The sequence below is a fragment of the Nibrella viscosa genome (assembly GCF_039541875.1).
In the GTDB taxonomy this organism is placed as follows: Bacteria; Bacteroidota; Bacteroidia; order Cytophagales; family Spirosomataceae; genus Nibrella; species Nibrella viscosa.
This window is the reverse complement of record NZ_BAABHB010000019.1, coordinates 22913-39504: the sequence shown is the minus strand read 5'-3', so window position 1 is coordinate 39504 and position 16592 is coordinate 22913. Positions and strand designations below refer to the sequence as shown.

The following is a 16592-nucleotide window of genomic DNA, read 5'->3' as shown; positions in this document are numbered from 1 at the left end:
ACTGATTAGAAAAAAACAAAGGAACGAATTTTGATATTTGATTGTAAAGGCGACACATTAAGGTATTAAACGGCTACAGATTTGCGAACAAAGCCTTTAATTTTGCATGTCTGTACCCATTTAGCAACTTCGTAACTTTCCTGTTATTGACCATGGTATTAAAAAATAAATCGGTGCTGCTGCTCTGTTTAATACTTGCCCTCGCTTTCGGACTAAGAGTATACAAATCGGGGGCCTATGGTCTTTACCTCGACGAGAAATACACGATGGTCATCTCGCAGGGCGTTTCCATGGAAGGCGCAAATCAGCACGATGTTTTTTTTACGCCGGGTAAAACCTATTTCTCACCCCAGGAATTCTGGAAGAAAAAGACGATCGATGATTATATCGAGGCTATTATCCGGTGTGATATCGGCAATAGTCCGGCTTATTATGTGGTATTGTGGGGCTGGTTGGAGCTATTTGGCCTCAGCGACTTCTCAGCCCGTTTCCCGTCGGTATTGTTCAGTACGCTGCTGGTAGGGCTGGTTTATGTGTTTGTCCGCCGGCATTTACGCTCCGAACCGCTGGCCTTGCTGAGTGCCTTTCTGGCCGCTATTGAGCCGTTCTTTATCGCATACAGCCATATGGCCCGCAACTACTCCATGAGCTTTTTTCTGACGCTGCTGGCCACGCATCTGTTTCTGCTGATTCTCAACAAAGAGAAGAACCGGGAGAACCCAACCGGTCTGTTGCTCAGCTACGGCCTCACGTTCGTCTTGTCGCTTTTGTCGCATTATCTGACCATCACGGTCTTTCTGTGCCACGGTCTTTACTTCCTGCTGTATGTCCGGAAAGTACGGCTTTGGCTGTTGTTTGGGCTGACCGCCCTAGTGGGTCTTGGGATCGTGTCGCTTTGGTTTATTTACGGCGGAGGGGTGTATACCTTCCAGACGCTGGCCTATCAGGCGAATCTGTACCGGACCGTGGCCCTCACAAACCCCACCAACAACGGGTTCGGCATTATTCTGCCGGCCACCCCGCTCAACGTAGCCGAACGCTCGCTGCCGCTCTGGAGTGATCTGTTCATTATCTCCAACGGACTGGGGCATGCCAAATTTCTGGGCTACCGCAATCTTACGCTGGCGGTGGCATTAGGGTTGATAGCTTTCTGGCTGTTTCGCCGGTACTCGGGCAGCCGAAACCTTCCCCGCTGGGTTCTGCCGGCTTTTACGGCGCTGCTGGTTGCCGGAATGCCGTTTTACACGGTACCGCGCCTGCAGTATATTGTTGTTGCGCTGGCCCCCACGCTTTTTTACCTGCTGGTTATTTACATCCGGCAGTCTGTGAGCAGAAGCGAGCGCCCCCTGCTGGTTTTTCTGCTTTTACTGGCTACCGTACCCACCCTTTTTCTGCTGCTGATGTCGTTCCGAAACGGGCATACCTACGGTATTACGCAGCGGTATTCAGGCTTCTCCTTTCCGTATACGGTCATTCTGGTATCCATGATCCTCTACCAGGTAAACCGGCTTCAGAACGGCTTCAAATGGGTAATAGCGCTTGTTCTTTGCATTCAGGCGTATCTGGTGGCCGAACTGTTGCACGCTATTTACAGGGATCGTGACCCGAAATACACGTATTTTGCGAAACCACGAACGCCGAACCCCTACTACCTGTCGGCCCGGCGCATTCAGGAAAACTACGCACCCGGCGACACGGTGCTGTACCCCTCGATCCGGATGCATCCCCGCGATGAGGTTGAAAAAACGTACTGGCCATATTCCATTCAGGATGCCCAGTTGACTAATCTGTATCTGCCGAAGGAGGCCGATTACATCCAGCGGATGGATACGACCCAGACCGACAGTATTATTCTGATAAAGGGCCGGTCGGGCAAAAAAATTACCATTTTTGATTTTCAGGGAACAACCTATCGTTACTAAAGTCGTGACTGATTCAAGCCATACCGAAGACATGAACGTGCTGAGCGGGCAACTGCGCCTGAAAGTGCTCAGCCTCTATAACCAGGCCAATGCCGGGCATATTGGTTGCTCCCTGAGTTGCATTGATCTGATGATTGCTTCGTTGATCTGCCGCAAGCGGGAACAGGATACGTTTATTCTGTCGAAGGGCCACGCAGCGGCCGCTTTATACGCCTGCCTGAATTATACCGGCGAGATCTCCGATGAAACCCTGGAAACCTATTACCGCAACGGCACGGCGCTCCCGGCCCACCCGGCTCCCAACCAGTTTGCCGGCATACCCTTTGCTACCGGCTCGCTCGGTCACGGCCTGCCCATTGCGGCCGGCATTGCCCATGCCGGCCGGCTGCTCGGTCAAGACAACCGCGTATTTGTGCTGATGTCGGACGGAGAAACCAACGAAGGCACTACCTGGGAAGCCACTCATTTTGCCATGCAGCATAAGCTGGATAACCTGATAGTGCTGATCGACAAAAATGGACTGCAGGGTTTCGGCTACACCCAGGAAGTACTAGGCGACACGGCAGCTGCCGAAACGTGGCAGGCCATCGGCTTCGACACCATTGAGGTCGACGGACATAACGTTGAAGCCCTGTTGCAGGCAATCGACCGGCAGGCGGCTAATCTGAACGGCCGGCCCAAAGCAATTATTGCCCATACCATCAAGGGTAAAGGTGTTTCCTATATGGAAGACAAACTGGAATGGCACTACCTGCCCATGACGCCGGCGCAGTACGAACAAGCCTGCGCTGAAGTAGCTGAGCGCTATAGTCATAAAGTTTCCATCTAATAAACAGAGGAGTCTACGGGAGGAAAATCTGGCAAATTCATGACATCGGCAAGATAAGAGTTCGTGAACGGCACCAGCCAGATATGCAGCTATACTATGCCGATGACCTAACGTTACCGTACGCGCTAAAAATCCGATTGTTCTTACTATTTACTCTGATTTGCTTTATTATTGCGCCCTAATCACACTAAAACGTTCAAACTTGCTACTTGCCAAAATACGTCAGCTAAACGGTCCTATCTTCGTCTTTGGTGCCAGTGGATTTATCGGCACCAACCTGTTCAATGATCTTTTTCAGGCGCGGCCGGGCAATGATGTTTACGCGCTGACCCACGATGCCACCCGGGCCTGGCGGTTGAAACTGCTGAACGTGCCGCCTGAGAATATTATTCACTGCGATATTCTTTCCGATAATTCGGTGCGGGATGTGTTCGAGCGGTATAAGCCCCGAACCATTTTTAACCTGGCGGCTTACGGCGCGTATAGCAAGCAGAAGAACGTTAACCTCATTTACGAAACCAACGTTTTGGGCACGGTCAATATTCTGGAAAATTGCACCACCGACATGGTCTATATCCATGCCGGCAGTAGTTCGGAATACGGGTTTAACTGCACCGCGCCAAAAGAAACCGACCGGGTAGAGCCCAACAGCCATTATGCCGTATCCAAAGTATCGGCGGCTTATACGCTGGAATACTACGCCCGCGTCCATAATCTCAACACGCTCAACCTGCGGCTGTACTCCATTTACGGCGGCTGGGAAGAACCCGACCGCCTGATTCCCCGGCTGGTCGAAGAAGCCCGCAAAAGCGATTTCCCGCCCCTGGTATCGCCCGACATCAGCCGCGACTTTGTGTACATCGACGATTGCGTGGAAGCCTTTGTCGACGCTGCGCTGAAGGTAGGGCCGGCCATTCGGGGTCGATCCTATAATATCGCTACGGGTCGCAAAACCACTATGCGGGAGCTGGTAGACCTCACCATTGCCGAATTTCAGATTCCGAAGGCCCCCCAGTGGGGTAGCATGCACAACCGCAACTGGGACCTGAGCGACTGGTACGGTGACCCGTCGGCGGCAGCCGCCGACCTGGGCTGGCAAGCCCGGACGCCCCTGCAAGTGGGACTCCGCCAGACGGCCGACTGGCAGATCCGCCACGAGTACGAGCGTAAGATCATTCCGGCTTTCAAAAATCCGGCGCTAAACCCGGTTATTTCGCCCATTATCGCCTGTTATAAAGACGCTCAGGCTATCCCGTACATGTACGAACGGCTGGTAAAGACGTTTAACGACATGAAGGTCCGGTACGAAATTATCTTCGTTAACGACAACTCGCCGGACAATACCGATGAGGTACTGGAAGCCATCTGCGCCAACGACCCGAATGTGATTGCCATCAAACACTCCCGGAACTTCGGTTCGCAATCGGCGTTTCTGAGCGGGATGGAAATTGCAACGGGCGATGCCGTGGTGCTGATGGACGGCGACCTGCAGGACCCGCCCGAAGTGATCCCCCAGTTTTATGAACAGTGGATGCAGGGACACGATGTGGTCTACGGCGTTCGGGTACAGCGGGAAATGGCCCCCCATGTCCATTTCTTCTATAAAACCTTTTACCGGCTGTTCCGCAAAATGTCGTACATTAACATTCCAGTCGATGCCGGCGACTTCTCGCTGATCGACCGTAAAGTAGTAAAAGAGCTGGTGAGCCTGCCCGAAACCGAGCAGTTTCTGCGTGGTCTGCGCGCCTGGGTTGGTTTCAAGCAAACGGGTGTCAATTACGTCCGGCCCGAACGGATGTTTGGCGTATCGACCAACAACTGGACCAAAAACATCTGGTGGGCCAAAAAAGCCATTTTTTCCTTCAGCTTTGCCCCACTGGAGGCCATGTCCTACGCCGGTTTTCTGCTCACGGGTTTGTCGGTGGTGGGTATTTTCATCCAGATTCTGGCCCGCTTCTTTCTACCCAATCCGCCGAGGGGGGCAACCACCATTATCATTTTGGTGTTATTCTTTGGAGGACTCAACCTGCTGGCCATCTCGTTTCTGGGTGAATACATCAGTAAGATTTTTGAGGAAACCAAGAAGCGGCCCAAGTTCATCAGAACGATGGTCCGGATCGGCGACCGGGTCTACAACACCTCAGATAAGATTTCCGCCATACTGGCTCAGCGGAAACGTTAATAGTAAGTCCATAACGTTACAAACTCAAAACATACAGGTATGGAGTTCAAGGCAGAAGTGAAACAAAATGTGGATGTGTTCAATCAGAATGTCCGGGAAAACGGCGGCTTTCTGTACACCACCAATGCGTCTTTTTCCTCGTACGTTGCCAACAAGCGTATTTCGGAGGCTATTTTCAACCACATAAAACCGGAATACAAAACGCTGCTGGATATTGGCTGTGGCGACGGAGCCTATACCAACGAGATCAAACAGAATTTTCCGCATCTGGCCGTTGAGGGGTTCGACCCGGCGGCCAAGGCTGTTCAGGCCGCTTCGGAGAAGTACCCCGATGTAACGTTTACGGTCAGTAATATTCTGGACGATAGCCTGGCGGCACCGGCTAAAAAGTACGACGTGGCCGTAATCCGGGGGGTACTTCACCACCTGACCGATCAGGAGAAAGCCATCCGCAATGCGTTTAAGCTGAGCGATAACATCATCATCATGGAGCCTAACGGCAACAACCCGGTTCTAAAGGTTATCGAAAAAACGTCGAAGTACCATATCGAGCACGAGGAGCAGTCTTTTCTGTCGACCACGCTCAGAAAGTGGATACGCAATGCCGGCGGAGAAGTAGTGGCGTTTGATTATGTCGGGTATGTTCCGTTTTTCTTCCCCACCGGTCCGGCAAAGCTTATTTATTTCTTCCAGCCTTTTCTGGAAAAGGTCCCGGTCGTTAAACATTTCTTTTCGGCGCAGTTTATCATTAGTTGTCGCAAACGGCCATGAGAAAGGAATTTTCAGCGGGTATCGAACGGATTGCCCGGGCAGATGAGCGAGTGGTCTTCATCACCGGCGATCTGGGGTACAACGCGCTCGAAAACCTGGTAGACAGTATGGGGCCGCGCTTCATCAACGCGGGCGTGGCCGAGCAGAATATGGTTGGCGTAGCGGCCGGTATGGCCTACAAAGGGTTCAAGGTATTTGTGTATAGCATTGCCCCGTTTGCCGTGTACCGGTGCCTGGAGCAATTCCGCAACGATGTCTGCCTCCACAAAATGCCGGTGTTTCTGGTCGGCAACGGCGGGGGCTACGGCTACGGCATCATGGGCTCCACCCACCACGCCATTGAAGACCTGGCCTGCCTGAGCAGCCTCCAGCATGTAAAGACCTATGTACCGGCGTTTGCCGACGAGATCGACCCGATGCTCGATACCATTGTGGCCGAAGCCGGTCCCAGCTATCTGCGCCTGGGGGTAGGTCCCAAAACACCCGAAGGTACCGACACCTACGGCTCGTTCCGCCATATTGTACGCAGCACCAACCCGCTGGGTACTATTGTGGCGCTGGGCCCGGTAACCGCCAATGTCCTGAACGCGCTGGAGAACGAAGCGCTGGCGGGCCTGTTTGATGTGTATACCGCCACCTGCCTGCCGCTGGACCTCCCGGTCGACCTGGCCCGGCGCTGGAACGGCCGCCCCATGCTGGTGGTCGAAGAGCATGTATCTATCGGTGGGCTGGCCCAGCAGCTTTCGGTACAACTGCTGCAAAACGGCATAATACCGGCTCGGTTTATAAGTTTAACGGCTCAGGGCTACCCAAATGGCCTCTACGGCGACCAGAAATTCCATCAACAGCAGTCCGGACTCGATCCGGCCACTATCGCCCGGCAACTTACCACGTTTGTCCAGGCTTCATGAAACCGGCCATTCACACCCCAACACCCAGCGCCGGCAGACGCGGTGGCACCGGGCTACCAGCAGCCGTTCCCATCCTGTCGCGGCCGGGCGTGGGCTGGCTGTTGCTGCTTTTACCGGTGGTGGCTTTCGGTGTGTTGTGGAGCCGCTATGCCGTGAATGTCCCGAAATGGGACGATCATGCCCTGAGGGCCTTTCTGATCCAACTGGCCGGCGAGCCTACGCCGGCCGGAAAAGTCTACCAGTTTTTTCGCCAGCATAACGAACACCGGATCGTATACGATCGACTTATCACCTGGCTGGATTACCAGCTTGTGGGTGAGCTGCGGTTTACCCACCTGATGGTAGTGGGTAACCTCAGCCTGCTGCTCCTGTTGCTGGTGCTGTACAAGGTGCTGAGCAGGGAACTGCCGGGGCGTGCGGGTACTACGCGCTGGTACGCGGCTCCGGTTGCCTTGCTGCTTTTCAACCTCTCACACTGGGAAAACATGTTCTGGGGCATGGCCGCGCTGCAGAACTTTACGGTGGTAGCCTGGGTACTGGCCTGTCTGTACCTGCTCGCCTACACCCCCTACCGGCCGGCGGCCTTCGGGCTGGCCGTGGCCGCTACCCTGACCAGCGGCAACGGCCTGATTGTCTGGCCGGTTAGTCTGGCCATGCTCATCGTGCAGGCAGTAGAAGGGCGTGAAACCCGACGGACCGTAGCCGGCTGGATGGCCGGCACCCTGGTAGTGACCGTCCTGTATTTCCTGGACTACCAGCGACCAACGGGCAACCCGCCCGCGCAGTTCGGCATGATTCAACTGCTGAAAGGCTGGTTTGCCTTCAACGGAGCCGCTGCTGAAGCGTTTCCCCTCGGGCTTCCGGCGTATCCGCTCAGTATACTTCTGGGAGGGGTGCTGACGCTGGTGAGTGCGGGTATATACGTATTCATACTAAGCCGCCGACTTACCCGCCCGCGCCCGATTTCTCCGCTCGATTATTTCTACGGCGGCAGTGTTGCCTTTCTGCTCGGGACCGGGGCCATTGTTGCCTGGTCGCGGGTGGGCTTTGGAACCGAACTCTTAATCACCAGCCGGTATAAGATTTACGCCCTTACGCTGCTGGCTGTCCTGTACGTTTACTTTGTCAGCCGGGCTCCGCACCGGTGGCGGGCTCCTGTCGGGCTGGCGGGCCTCGGATTTGGCACCGTGCTGGCCTGGGCGGCTTATCTGAGTTATCTGGATGAAACGGTGATGTGGCGACGCTGGTTTTTGGCCAGTCAGTTCAACTGGTCGTACGAGACCAACACGCCCCCGCCAACCCGGCCGGCGGGCCTGTACCAACCGGCGTTTTACGAAAACTGCCTGGCGCAGGTCATGCAGCCCGCGACGGCACCGGCCATCGCTATCGATACGGTGTTCCGTACCGGCCATTCGATCATTGTCCAGAATACGTCGCAGCCCGCCACCCCTAACCCCAACCATGAGCAATATGTGCGGTTATGGTCGCCCCAGCGCACGTACCTGTTCAGCACGGGCCCGGTTCAGAACCAAAACTGGCGGGTGCTGTTCGGGCTGGCCCCGGTTTTTTCGGCCGGTTTTCAGACGGTGATTCCAGATATGGAGCCCGCGCCGGGCGTGTACCAACTGGAAGTCATTACGGCTCGGTCCGGCGAAGCCTGTCAGGCTCACCCCACCGGTCGTACGCTGAGGATCACACCTTCGACCAGCACGCCGGTTGAGAAAAACTGGTAACGCCTATGGCTGCGCTCCAACGTATACCGGTGTTCCTGCTTATGCTGCTGCCCGTGGCGGTGGTTGGGGTAGCGGTGGCTTATTACGCCGTTAACTTCCCCTTTCGGGACGACTATGCCCTGCAGGATCAACTGCTTCGGTTCCGGCCACAGGATTCGCCGGCCCATGCCTTCCGCTACCTGGCGTACCCGCATCAGGGGCAGCTTATTGTGCTGACGCGGCTGGTATTTCTGGTTTGTCTGATCGTTGGTGGTACACTCAACTACTACGCCCTGGCCCTCATCGGCTTTGGCTTTCTGGTGGGTATCCTGGTTATTCTTTATATCGCTTTCCGACGGGCCGGACTGCCGCCGGTCTACTTTATACCTGTTCCGTTCTGGCTGTTTTCGCTGCAAAGCTACGAAACGCTGCTGTGGCCAACGGCGGCTATTCAGACCTACTCGCAGATGGTCCTGGTGCTGATTACGTTTTACCTGCTGGCCCGTGCAGGCCGCCAGATCAGGCTGGTGGCACTGGTGCCGGCGGTGCTGGCGTTGTTTTCGGGCAGCAGCGGGCTGGTGGCGCTCATTGCCTGTATGCTGGTGTTGTTCCGGCAGAGACACTGGCGGTCGGCCGCCATCTGGGCAGTCACTCTCATTCTCTGCCTGGGCGTTTACCCGTCCACCTCCGCGCTCCCGCCGGTCAACATGCCCGCTCCGGCGGTGTCGCTGTCTGCCCGCATCGAGTCTTTTTTGTATACGGTTGGCTCGTTTGCCGATCTGACCGCCGGACTTCCCGGCCGGGATCATCAGCAGGGATTGTCAGTCGGGATGGGTATCGTGCTGGTAATGGGCTGCGGCTATTTTCTGGTCAGGCTGGTGATAAATGCCTTCCGCCGGCAAAACCTTCCGTTCTGGGATGATTTTTTCCTGGCATCCTCGCTCTTCCTGCTCATGCTGGCGTTAACCAGCATACCGGTCAGCCCCGGCGCTCCGGCCATCGGGCTACCCGGACAGAACCGGCTCACGTCTGCCCTGCTGGTGAGCGTTGTTTACCTGTACAGCGTATATCGCTGGCGGTTTTATGCGTTCCGGCGGTGGGAGGCCATCTCCGTTACGCTCAGTACCGTGGTGTTGAGCCTGCTGTCCAGTTACTGGAGCCTGGAGGGTATCGTGTACCAGCACCGCCAGACCCTGGTCTCGTATGTCAACTGGCTACAGAACACGCCGGCCGGACAGCAGCAGGTAATCCGGACCATTCATGACCCCTCGGCTACGCCGTTCTTCCAACAAATAGCCCGGCTTACCGGTCCGGCCGCGCTGACGGTCGACGCCGGCACCCGGCTCGACAGCCTGCGGGAAGAACCCGACCAATACGTGTTTGTCCAGGAAGGCACCGCCAGCCCGACCCCAACCCACCCCGATAATGGCACGTACATTCTGTTGACCAGTCCGGACCGGCAGTATCTGTTTGCCGCCTGGCCGGCCAAGCCCGTCCGGGTACCAGCCAGTCCGGAGGCCCCCCGCTCCACCCCGAACCTGTTCTACGCTCAGATTCCAAAAGAAAATCTCCGGCCAGGACGTTATCGGATCGGGTTTCTGACCAACGAGCCGGCGAATGCCCGGCTGAATATGACAAACCAGTACATTCTGTTCAGCCCTGCGGACCAACCACCCAACGGCCAGTCTGCGCAACCGGTGGCCGTGCAGTAAACCGGTTTCGCGCTTTCGTATTACTTTCGTGTATGCAACCAGCTTCTACCATCGTCGGTATTGATACCGTCAAAAAAGAGAAAAATTACCTTGTCCAGCTCGATGGTCTTCGGTTTATTGCCGTTACCCTGGTGATGATCGACCACTGGCTGGGCGAAGCAGTGCCGCTCCCCTTCGGCTATTTTGGGGTGAACCTGTTCTTTGTCCTGAGCGGTTTTCTGATTACCCGTATCCTGATTATCAGCAAACAGCACGATGAGCGGCTGGGCCGATCCCACCAGCACGCCCTGAAAGCGTTTTATATCCGGCGCAGCATCCGGATCTTTCCCATCTACTACATCACTATTCTGGCCCTGGCGGCTGTCGGATTTCCGGCGGTGCGGGAACACCTCGGCTGGCTGCTGACCTACACCACCAATATCTGGATTGTAATTCACCAGACCTGGCTGGGTGCTATTGATCACCTCTGGTCGCTGGCGGTAGAGGAGCAGTACTACATCTTCTTTCCGTTTCTGATCTTTTTTATTCCCAACCGGCATTTTCTGCCGATGCTGGCAGGGCTCATCGGCCTGTCGTTTGCTCTACGGGTGGCGCTGTTTGTAACTAATGCCCCCTGGATGGCGCAGTTTGTGCTGATGCCTACCTGTCTGGACGCTTTCGGCATGGGCGGTATACTGGCTTACCTGATGATCTACCAGCGTGAGCGATTCAACCGGCTCGTCAGCAGTAACGCGCTGCTGATTGGCAGTTTGCTGCTGTATGCGGTAAATTTATACTTGCTGAAAACCCTGGAACCGGCCCGTAACGTAGTAACCGACGTGACCGACCGGTTCTTTACTTCGCTGTTCTGCTTTTTTCTGATCGGCCGGGCTGTAGTCGGCTTTGGGCAGCCGGTCAGGTGGGTGCTGGAGAACCGGGTGAGCAACTACCTGGGTCAGATCAGCTACGGCCTCTACCTGTTTCACAACCTGGTGTTCAACTACTACCACACGCCGGCCTCTTATCCGACGCTGCGCGTCTGGCGCAAACTGGTGAGTTACCTGCCGGTGCTGCAGGATTCGCTTCCCCTTCAATTTCTTTATTTCTACCTGCTTACGGTCGGCGTAGCGGCCCTGTCGTGGCACCTGGTCGAAAAGCCGGTTAATTCGCTGAAGGATCGCTTTACGTATTGATTTGGGATGTCGGATTTTGGATTGGGGATTTGGGCAGTGCCACATAATGGGGCAGAAGCGGGTTAAAATGGGTACTGGTGCATCCGGCATTTGACCCGCCAAACGCCCGGTTCGCCCAGCCTTTTCCGGCATTCGACCTGAACGTTTTTCGGGGGCCGGAAAAGGCATGCAACTTTGTCTCAGTCAAACACACAAACACAAAACAACTGAGACCATGAAGAAGATAATTGCCCGTGTGACGATCCAACTGATGCTTGGACTGGTAGCCGGTACTGCATCGTTTGCCCAATCAACTGACAATCCGACTCCGGACGTCGTTATTACATCTGCTAACCAGAAACTGCAACTGTACGTAGCGCCCCAGACCTCCACCGCTACCATCAAACTGCACGATAACGTAGGCCACCTGCTGTACATTAACACGGCCAATGCCGCCAAAGGCGTACGGCAGACGTTCGACCTGACCAACCTGGAAGCAGGCACCTACCGGCTGAGCGTGGTGAAAGACGGCCAGACGGTGGAGAAAACCGTAGTGGTTGAAAACGTCCCGGCTCAGAAGCAGGTTACGCTACAGGCCTAAAGCCTGACCCGTCTGCCCCCATTAGCCACGGAACCGGAAATTTCTGCCGGTTCCGTTCATTGTTTCTTTTTAGTTCGTAGCTTATGCCGACCAAACGATCCCGCCTGATGGAGTCTTCCGTCCCGCTCAACCTGAGCCTGAGCCAGAAAGTCCGGCTAGCTACCACCGTATTTGCTATTTACTGGCCCATCCGGCTCTACATCAACATCGACCGGTGGGACTGGTTTACGTTCCGCTACGTCTGGGTGCTGTGGCTGCTGGAGATTCCGCTCACGATCCTCTTCATTACGGGCTGGTTAAGCGTGACCGAATGGCTGGAAGAAAAATTTACCAGCCGAACCCGACGGGATTACCTCATCGACGTTAAATGGCCGGCTCAGTTAGCCACGTTTCTGATAGCGGGGGCGCTGGCCGTGATGTTCAATGTAGGGTTTCATCTGCTCCTGCGTCAGCTCGACAAGGCGGTTGGCCGGGGGCCGCAGGGCGTTCGGACCGTTGCGATGCGGACCGTGCCGGCACCGGATCAGCGGTCGCCCGCTACCCGAAGCAACGACCGGAACCGGCGCGACCGGGCCAACAACGGCCTCACGGTGCTGGCTATGCTCATGGCGTTTTACCTGTCGGCCAACCGACGGGGGTACCGCGAGCTGGCCCAGCTCCGCATCAACGCCGAGCAACTGAAGCGGGAGGCTACCCAGGCACAGTTTGTGGCCCTGCGCAATCAGGTAAACCCCCATTTTCTGTTCAACAGCCTCAGCATTCTGGCCTCTCTGGTCGAGGTAGACCCGAAGCTGTCGGTGCGGTTTATCAAGCAGCTCTCCAAAGTGTACCGCTATATTCTGGATCAGCGCGACAGCGAACGGGTGAGCCTGAAAACTGAACTGGATTTTCTGGACGCCTACAACTTTTTGCTGAACATCCGCTTTGAAGGAAAACTGCAGATCCTCAACAAGGTACCGGAATTGGAAGCGAGCCGCTACGGCATTGCTCCGCTGACCCTGCAACTGCTGGTCGAAAACGCCGTAAAACACAACCAGATGTCGGTAGAGCAACCGCTGGTGGTTACCATTGAAACCGCCGGCGATTACCTGCTGGTGAGCAATCCGCTACAGCGCCGGCCGCAGGCAGAAGACTCAACCGGCATGGGGCTGGAAAATATCACCAACCGCTACCGGCTGCTGACCGACCGGCCCGTCAGCACCGGCGAAGAAGACAATTGCTTTGTAATCAAATTACCGCTGCTCCCATGAATGTTGTTATCATTGAAGATGAATCCCTGACTGCCAAACGGCTGGAGAAACTGCTGGCCGACTACGACCCTGCCATCCGGGTAGTTGCCAGAATTCCCTCCGTGGCCAAAGCCGTCCAGTGGTTTACCGATGAGGCCGGGGAGAACCTGCCGGATCTGGTCTTCATGGATATACACCTGGAAGACGATATTGCGTTCCGGATCATTGAACAGACGAAGCTGAAGGTGCCCATTATCTTCACCACCGCCTACGACAACTATATGCTTCAGGCCTTTAAAGCCAACAGCATCGATTACCTGCTGAAACCCATCGACGAAGATGAACTGGCTGCAGCTATCGACAAGTTCAAATCCCTGCGGCAATCCGCCCCGCCCGCAGCCAATGGCCAGCCGGATTACTCCGTCCTGATGAGTCTGCTGAACAAGGCCGGGAAACCCGAGTACAAAGACCGGTTTATGGTCACCATCGGCACCAAAATTCGCAGCATCAGCACCACCGACATCGCTTATTTCTCCTACGAAGACAAAGCCACCTGGCTCACCACCCACGATGGCCAGCATATTTCCATCGAATACAGCCTGGATAAACTCATTCCTTTGCTCAACCCGAAAGACTTCTTCCGGGTGAACCGGGCCTTTCTGGTTTCGCTGATGGCCATTCGGAACATTCATACCTATTCGGGCAGCAAGCTCAAGGTGGAGCTTAAGCCAACCCCGCGCGAAGAAGTGTTTGTCAGTGGCGATCGCATCACCGATTTTAAGGAGTGGCTGGGCAAATAAACCCGATTTTCCGGCCGGGCATTCACCACCCGATTTTCCGGATTTAAACAGCAAAAACCGGCACTCGCCAACCTTCATTTAGACCGCCTTTGTACCGGCTGTACTTTTGGTTCATCAAATCGCAACACAAACCGATCATGAACACACATACAGCCCTCGCCTACTCCCGGACCCTGCTGGCCTCCCTTTTGCTGGTCAGCAGCCTCTCAACCGGATATGCTCAATTCGGTCCCGGTGGCCCTGGTGGTTTTGGCAGTCAGCCGGAAAGACAGAAAAAAGAGTTTACCGGCGTAGTGGAAGAAACGCCTAAAGGCAACGGCAAAATCGCCGGCCTGCTGATGGACTCCACCACCAACAAGCCCGTCGAGTTTGCCACCGTTGCCCTCGTCAGCGTGCAGACCGGCAAACCGGTCGATGGTACCACCTCCGACGACAAAGGCAAATTCTCCCTCTCCAAACTGGCTCCCGGCGAATACCGGTTGCAATACTCCTTCATCGGCTACAAGACCAGCGACTCCCGTGCTTTCGTCATCGGCAAAGGTACCGAACTGAATATGGGCACAGTTCAACTCGCTCCGGATGTGCGGATGCTGAGCGAAGTGGTAGTAACCGGACAGGCGGCCGTGATCGAAGAGAAAGTAGACCGGCTGGTGTTTAATGCCGACAAGGACATGACCGCCAAAGGGGGCGATGCCTCCGATGTACTCAAGCGCGTACCGATGCTGTCGGTAGACCTGGACGGTAACGTGTCGCTCCGGGGCAGCAGCAATATCCGGGTGCTGATCAACAACAAACCCTCAACCATTGTGGCCGCCAACGTGGCCGACGCCCTCAAGCAACTACCCGCCGACATGATTAAGAGCGTGGAGGTGATTACCAGCCCCTCGGCCAAGTACGATGCCGAAGGAGCCGCCGGGATCATCAACATCATCACCAAAAAGAACACCCTGCACGGCCTGACGCTGAACGTAGATGCCGGTGCCGGTATCCGGGGCTCCAACCTGGGCCTGAACGGCTCGTACCGCCAGGGCAAATTAGGCATCACCCTCGGCGGTTTTGGCCGGGCTATGTACAACGGAGCTTCCTCTACGCTGAACCAGACCACCTTAGTGGGTTCGCAGTTGCTGCGCACCAGCCAGCAGGGCTCGGCCTTCGATACGCCCTTGTTTGGGCAATACACGCTTGGTTTCGATTATGACCTGGCCAAAAATCAGTCGCTGTCGGCCAACGTTCGCTTTGGCACCCGCAACTTTGTGCAGCAGCAGAATCAGTTGACCAATACCTACCTCGGCGACTCGTTGCTGCGGATCACTAACCGCAATGTCGACCGGAGAGACCTCTCGAACTCCGTCGATGTGAACGTCGATTACATCCGCACGTTCAAACCCCAGCAGGAATGGAGCATCTCCACGCAGTACAGCCGCACGGGGCTAACCAACAATTTCTACGCCGACTGGCTGAACGGCACCGGCGAACTGACCAACCGCCAGCGCAACATCAACAACAACACGAATAGTGAACTAACCTTCCAGACCGACTACCAAACACCCATCCGGAAGAATCAACTGCTGGAGTTTGGCGGCAAGGCCATCATGCGCCAGGTCGACAGCCGGTTCCAGTACCAGATTGCCACGCCGACCGGAGGCTACCTGTTCGACCCCTTCAATCCTTCCGGTTCGCTGAACTACCAGCAGAACATTGGGGCCGGTTATATTTCATATACCTACGTAACGCCGAGCAAATACAGTTTCAAAGTAGGTACCCGCTACGAGCATACGGACATCATGGCGCAGTCGAACGAGAACACCACACTGAACATTCCGTCGTACAGCAACCTGGTGCCGAGCATCAATATCTCGAAGAGTCTGTCGGGCGGTACCACGCTCAAAGCGGCTTACAATCGCCGTATCCAGCGGCCGGGTCTGCAGCAGTTGAACCCGAACGTGAATTTCGCCAACCCGCAGATGATTATGGTGGGTAACCCGACGCTGAAGCCGGAACTGACCGACAACGTCGAGCTGAGCCTGAGTACCAGCATCAAAAAGACCTACCTGAATGCTTCGCTGTTCGGGCGGTTGACCAACAACGCCATCACGATGGTTCGTTTGCCCTCGGATACCTTAACGGGTGGAATCATCACTACCTTCCAGAACATCGGGGTGCAGCGGACGGTCGGTGCCAATGTGTTCTTCAACACCAACCTTACGCCGAAGTGGAGCGTCAACGGCGGGCTGGACAGCTACTACGTGTATATGCAGGGCATGACGGCCGGAGCGGATGGCAAGTCGGTGCAGATCAGCAATACGGGCGTGAGCGTCGGCGGACGGCTGATGAGCCAGTTGCAGCTCAACAAAGGCTGGAGTGCGCAGGCGTTCAGCTTCTTCCGGGGGCCGATGCCGCAGCTGCAAGGCACCATGGGCAGTATGTACATGTACTCGCTGGGCGTACGCAAAGACTTTGCCAACAAGCGGGGCACCATCGGGCTCGCGGCCGAAAACTTCCTGGGTGGCGTAACCATGCGCACCACGCTGGAGTCGCCGGTCCTGTCGCAGCAATACGTCAACAACCTGCACAACTCCAACGTAAAGGTGACGTTCTCTTACCGCATCGGCAAGATGACCTTTGAAGCCCCCCGCAAGAAAAGCCGCTCGGTGAATAACGACGACGTAAAAAGCGGTGGTGACGACAAATGATCTTCATGCCATCGTCTAAAATCGGCTGTTGGTCGGGACTTGCCCGGCAACAGTCGATTTGATTTGATTACCAGCTTAT

At 55.6% G+C, this 16592-nt stretch carries 12 protein-coding genes; all 12 read left to right on the top strand.

All coding sequences use genetic code 11. The features are described from left to right. Positions 1 to 152: 152 nt before the first annotated feature. The 12 genes from ABD931_RS27300 to ABD931_RS27245 all read left to right on the top strand — a co-directional run bounded on the left by ABD931_RS27300 (position 153) and on the right by ABD931_RS27245 (position 16513). Positions 153 to 1922 carry a glycosyltransferase family 39 protein gene (locus tag ABD931_RS27300; RefSeq protein ID WP_345271214.1) on the top strand — a complete coding sequence of 590 codons (1770 nt, stop codon included), beginning with the start codon at positions 153 to 155 and terminating at the stop codon, positions 1920 to 1922. Positions 1923 to 1953: 31 nt separating this feature from the next. Further along, positions 1954 to 2751: a transketolase gene (locus tag ABD931_RS27295; RefSeq protein ID WP_345271287.1), complete on the top strand. Its 798-nt coding sequence runs from the start codon at positions 1954 to 1956 to the stop codon at positions 2749 to 2751. A gap of 202 nt (positions 2752 to 2953) precedes the next feature. Further along, positions 2954 to 4933 (top strand): NAD-dependent epimerase/dehydratase family protein, encoded by a 1980-nt coding sequence (locus tag ABD931_RS27290; protein WP_345271213.1) that lies wholly within the window; start codon positions 2954 to 2956, stop codon positions 4931 to 4933. Between the two features lie 39 nt (positions 4934 to 4972). Next, complete coding sequence (locus ABD931_RS27285; protein ID WP_345271212.1) at positions 4973 to 5704, top strand: class I SAM-dependent methyltransferase; 732 nt, start codon at positions 4973 to 4975, stop codon at positions 5702 to 5704. Next, positions 5701 to 6615 (top strand): transketolase family protein, encoded by a 915-nt coding sequence (locus tag ABD931_RS27280; RefSeq protein WP_345271210.1) that lies wholly within the window; start codon positions 5701 to 5703, stop codon positions 6613 to 6615. Before ABD931_RS27285 ends, ABD931_RS27280 begins: the two co-directional genes overlap by 4 nt. After that, positions 6612 to 8348: a hypothetical protein gene (locus tag ABD931_RS27275; RefSeq protein WP_345271209.1), complete on the top strand. Its 1737-nt coding sequence runs from the start codon at positions 6612 to 6614 to the stop codon at positions 8346 to 8348. The genes ABD931_RS27280 and ABD931_RS27275 overlap by 4 nt, the downstream gene beginning before the upstream one ends. Positions 8349 to 8353: 5 nt before the next feature. Continuing rightward, positions 8354 to 10039 (top strand): hypothetical protein, encoded by a 1686-nt coding sequence (locus tag ABD931_RS27270; RefSeq protein WP_345271208.1) that lies wholly within the window; start codon positions 8354 to 8356, stop codon positions 10037 to 10039. Between the two features lie 32 nt (positions 10040 to 10071). Beyond that, entirely contained in the window at positions 10072 to 11211 is a 1140-nt protein-coding gene (locus ABD931_RS27265) for an acyltransferase family protein (protein ID WP_345271207.1), read from the top strand. A 214-nt stretch (positions 11212 to 11425) separates the two neighbouring features. Continuing rightward, complete coding sequence (locus ABD931_RS27260; RefSeq protein ID WP_345271205.1) at positions 11426 to 11791, top strand: T9SS type A sorting domain-containing protein; 366 nt, start codon at positions 11426 to 11428, stop codon at positions 11789 to 11791. An 83-nt stretch (positions 11792 to 11874) separates the two neighbouring features. Beyond that, positions 11875 to 13041, top strand: coding sequence for a sensor histidine kinase (locus ABD931_RS27255; protein ID WP_345271204.1), 1167 nt, complete (start codon positions 11875 to 11877; stop codon positions 13039 to 13041). Further along, on the top strand, positions 13038 to 13820 hold the full coding sequence (locus tag ABD931_RS27250; protein WP_345271203.1) for a LytR/AlgR family response regulator transcription factor: 783 nt from the start codon (positions 13038 to 13040) through the stop codon (positions 13818 to 13820). Before ABD931_RS27255 ends, ABD931_RS27250 begins: the two co-directional genes overlap by 4 nt. Positions 13821 to 13957: 137 nt before the next feature. Next, positions 13958 to 16513: a TonB-dependent receptor gene (locus ABD931_RS27245; RefSeq protein WP_345271202.1), complete on the top strand. Its 2556-nt coding sequence runs from the start codon at positions 13958 to 13960 to the stop codon at positions 16511 to 16513. Positions 16514 to 16592 lie beyond the last annotated feature (79 nt).